The sequence below is a fragment of the Achromobacter denitrificans NBRC 15125 genome (genome assembly GCF_001571365.1).
Taxonomy (GTDB): domain Bacteria; phylum Pseudomonadota; class Gammaproteobacteria; order Burkholderiales; family Burkholderiaceae_B; genus Achromobacter; species Achromobacter denitrificans.
The window spans coordinates 1-4,205 of record NZ_BCTQ01000082.1 but is presented as its reverse complement, the minus strand read 5'-3'; the positions used below and the strand labels follow the sequence as shown (position 1 = coordinate 4,205).

Sequence of the window (4,205 nt, the reverse complement as noted above, 5' to 3'; positions counted from 1 at the left end):
TTCGACGCCCCCAAGATAACACCATCTCGCGGCGGCGGCAGGCAGGACGTAGGATGGGTGAAGCGCGAGATCCTCTGCAAAAAAACACCGCCCTCCAACGCGCGCAACCCATGCTGTTGTGGAAAAACACCGCCCTCCCACGCGCGAAACCCATGCTGCCGTGGAAGACTATTTGCAGGCCGTCACCGACCACCGTCTGCTCACAACAGCATGGGTTGCGCGCGCTGGAGGGCGGTGTTCTAGCTTAAGAACTCTCGCGCTCCACCCATCCTACAGCTCGACCTGCATCCCCATCTCGACGACCCGGTTCGCTGGAATCTTGAAGAACTTGGTGCTGCGGGTCGAATTGCGCGCCATGAAGGAGAATACCGCCCGGCGCCAGCGCCACAGCGCCGGCTTCTTCGCCGCCACCACCGTCTGGCGCGACAGGAAGTAGGACGTGCGCATCGGCTCCAGGTCGATTTCCGGATAGGCCTCGGCCACCAGGCGCAAGGCTTCCGGCACGTCGGGGTCTTCCTTGAAGCCGTAGTTGATCGTGGCCTGCCAGCTCGACGCGCTGATCTTCTGCACGGTGAAGCGTTCCTCCGGCGACACGTAGGGCACGTCCGCCACCAGGATGGTCAGGAACAGCACGTGATCGTGCAGCACCTTGTTGTGCTTCAGGTTGTGCAGCAGCGCCGGCGGCACGTTGCCGGAATTCATCGTCATGAAGATGGCCGTGCCCGGCACGCGGGAAGGCGGATATTCCTCCAACTGCGCCATGAATTCCTTGAGCGGCTGGCGGTCGCGCTGCTGCATTTCCGACAGCAGCCGGCGGCCGCGCCGCCACGTCATCATCAGCGTGAACACCACGATCGCCACCAGCAGCGGCAGCCAGCCGCCCTCGTGGATCTTGAACACGTTGGCCGAGAACAGCAGCACGTCGAACAACAGCAGCAGGCCCAGCACCAGGAACCACATCATCCGCTTCACGCCCGTGCTGCCTCGCGGCAGCACCGCGAACGCCAGCACCGAAGTGGTCAGCATCGTGCCGGTGACGGCGAAGCCGTAGGCGGCGGCCAGGTTGTCGGAATTGCGGAACAGCAGCACCAGGACCAGCACCGCGCACAGCAGCAGCGCGTTGACCTGCGGCAGGTAGATCTGCCCCTTCTCGATCGCCGAGGTATGCAGGATTTGCATGCGCGGCCAGAAACCCAGCTGCACCGCCTGCCGGGTCACCGAATACGCCCCGGAAATCACCGCCTGCGACGCCACGATGGTCGCGATCGTGGCCAGCGCCACCAGGGGCGCCAGCCCCCATTCGGGCGCCATCATGAAGAACGGATTGCGGATGGCCTCCGGCTCGCGCAGCAGGAGCGCGCCCTGGCCGAAGTAGCACAGCGTCAGGGCCGGCAGCACCATGCTGAACCAGGCGCGACGGATCGCCGGACGGCCGAAGTGGCCCATGTCCGCGTACAGCGCCTCGGCGCCCGTCAGGGCCAGCACCACGGCGCCCAGCAGCACGAAGCTGATCCAGGGGAACTCGACGATGAAGCGCAGCCCCCACATGGGATTCAGCGCGGCCAACACTTCCGGCGTCTGCCAGATCTGCCAGCCGCCGAGGGCGGCCAGGGTGCCGAACCAGACCAGCATCACCGGGCCGAACAACTTGCCCATGGCGCCGGTGCCGTGCGACTGGATCACGAACAGCGCCACCAGCACCACCAGCGCGATCGGCACGACCCAGTTGTCGAGCTGGTGCGACACGATGCCGATCCCCTCCAGCGCCGACAGCACGGAAATCGCCGGGGTGATCATGCTGTCGCCGTAGAACAGCGCGGCGCCGAAAATCCCCAGCACGATCAGCACCCAGCGCAGCTTGCCCTCGCGGGCGCGCACCGCCAGTTCCAGCAGCGCCAGCGTGCCGCCTTCGCCGCGGTTGTCGGCGCGCAGCACCAGGGTCACGTATTTGAACGACACCACCACCATCAGCATCCAGAACAGGATGGACAGCACGCCCAGCAGGTGCGGCGGCTCCAGGTCCGTATGCACGCTCAGCCCCGTGAGACAGGCCCGCAAGGTATACAGGGGACTGGTGCCGATGTCGCCGTACACCACGCCCAGCGCCCCCAGGATCAGCGCCGCCCGCGACGATGGCGCATGCGCCCCCCCTGCGTGCGCGCCGCTCGGGGAAGGAGCGCCGACGGTATCCTGGCTCATGATGTGGGTTCTTGACGAGTGAGTTGGGCCCCTTTGCGGGGGCCGGGAAACACGACGGACAGCCGCGTGCCGGAAAAGTCGGGGCGGCTGGTGAGCTTCCACCAGGCGCCGTGCGCGTGCGCGATCTCGCGCACGATGGCCAGGCCCAAGCCCGAGCCGCCGGCCGTGGCGGTCGGCGACCGGTAGAACGCCTCGAACACGCGGTCGCGCTCCTCGGGCGGGATGCCGGGGCCGTCATCCTCGACGGTCAGCGACGGCGGATTGGCGCCCACGATCAGCGTGATGCGGCCGGTGGCGTTGCCGTAGCGCAGGGCGTTATCGATCAGGTTGCCCAGCAGTTCGGCCAGCAGCAAGGGATCGGCGTCGATCCAGATGGGCGCGTCGGGCGCCACCAGGTCGAGTTCGTAGCGCGCCTCGCGCACGCGGGGAAACCATTCGGCGCCGTGCGCCCGCACCCATTCGCACAGGTCGATGCGCACGAAACTGTCTTGCGGGCGGGCGTTGGGATCGGCCCGGGCCAGCACCAGCAGCTGCTGGCCCAGCCGGATCATGCGGTCGCTGACGGCCTTGATGCGCTCCGCCCTGGCCCGCACGTCGTCGGGCAGGGGCCGGGCCAGCATCAGCTCGGATTCCAGCCGCAGCCCGGACAAGGGGGTGCGCAGCTGGTGCGCCGCGTGACCGATGAAGCGCCGCTGCGCCGCCAGCGAGGCGTCCAGGCGCAGCAGCAGGTCATTGGTGTGGGTGACCAGGGGCTCGATCTCCACCGGCACCCCCGCCACTTCCAGCGGCTGCATATCGTCGATGGAACGCTGCCGGATCTCCTCGGACAGGTGGTTCACCGACCGCAGGCCCGAGCGCACGCCCTGCACCACCACCCAGGTGAACAGCGCGATCAGCGCGACCTGCCCCACCACCATCAGCCAGAAGAAATCTTCCAGCATCCAGAGCGACATGTCGATCTTGTGCGTGATGACCCAGGTTGCCGCCAGGTCCAGCAGGACGAGCAGCAGGATGGGCGGCATCAGCCGGATGACCAGATGCCGCGCGAGCGAACGGGAGGGAAGTAAGGGGCGCGAGGCCGGGGGGGCGTTGGGAGTGCGTTCCTGCGTCATGACGCGATGCCTTGCTTAGGCGGTTGGATGCGCTCGGCCGGCATATGACGGCCGCCGCCTGGCCGCGGGGCTCTCAGGCCGCTTCGACATCCAGCATGTAGCCGAAGCCGCGCACCGTCTGGATGCTGGCGCCCGTGCCTTCCAGGCGCTTGCGCAAGCGGTACACGTAGACTTCGACGGCGTTTTCGCTGAAATCGGCGTCCCAGGCGGAAAGCGAGTTCACGATCTGGCGCTTGGTCACGACACGACCGACGCGGGCCATGAGCATTTCCAGCACGGAGAGTTCGCGCACCGACAGCGACAGGCGCTGGCCGTTGGCGCGGACTTCGCGGCCGACGGTGTCGAACACCAGCGGGCCGACCTCGATCAGGGGTTGCGCCTGGCCTGCGCGGCGCCGGCCGAAGGCGCGCACGCGCGCCGCCAGCTCGGGCAGTTCGAAAGGCTTGGTTACGTAATCGTCCGCCCCGGCGTCCAGGCCGGCGACGCGATCCTCGATGCCGTCGCGGGCGGTGAGGATCAGCACGGGCACCTGGTTGCCGTCCTGGCGCAGCTGCCGCAGCACGTCCAGCCCGCTCATCCCCGGGAGGTTGAGGTCGAGCAGCATGAGGTCGTACGGCTGGCCCGCCAGGGCGCCCAGGACACGGTCGCCATCGGTCAGCCAGTCGACCGCATAACCCTGGTCGGCCAGGAATTCCTGGAGCGCATGGCCCAGGGTGGTGTCGTCTTCGATTACCAGAACTCGCATGCCGCGATTCTAGCGCGATCCCGGCCGGATGGGGGCGCGAAGTGCGCCCCCGGGCCGGAATTCGTTCAGCGCGCGGACGGCGCCGGGGCAGCGCCGGCCGCGGCGGGGGCCGCCTCGCCCGCGGGCGCGCCGCCCGAAGGCGGGGTGGT

Annotated in this window: 3 protein-coding genes; all 3 read right to left on the bottom strand. The window is 68.0% G+C overall.

Annotated features, from left to right (window positions below):
- Positions 1–270: 270 nt before the first annotated feature.
- Positions 271–2,199: a potassium transporter Kup gene (locus tag ADE01S_RS30880; protein WP_062685572.1), complete on the bottom strand. Its 1,929-nt coding sequence runs from the start codon at positions 2,197–2,199 to the stop codon at positions 271–273.
- Entirely contained in the window at positions 2,196–3,311 is a 1,116-nt protein-coding gene (locus tag ADE01S_RS30875; RefSeq protein ID WP_228468178.1) for a sensor histidine kinase, read from the bottom strand. Before ADE01S_RS30875 ends, ADE01S_RS30880 begins: the two co-directional genes overlap by 4 nt.
- A 73-nt stretch (positions 3,312–3,384) precedes the next feature.
- A complete protein-coding gene (locus ADE01S_RS30870; protein ID WP_008164454.1) occupies positions 3,385–4,056 on the bottom strand; it encodes a response regulator transcription factor in 672 nt (223 codons plus the stop codon).
- Positions 4,057–4,205: the final 149 nt, after the last annotated feature.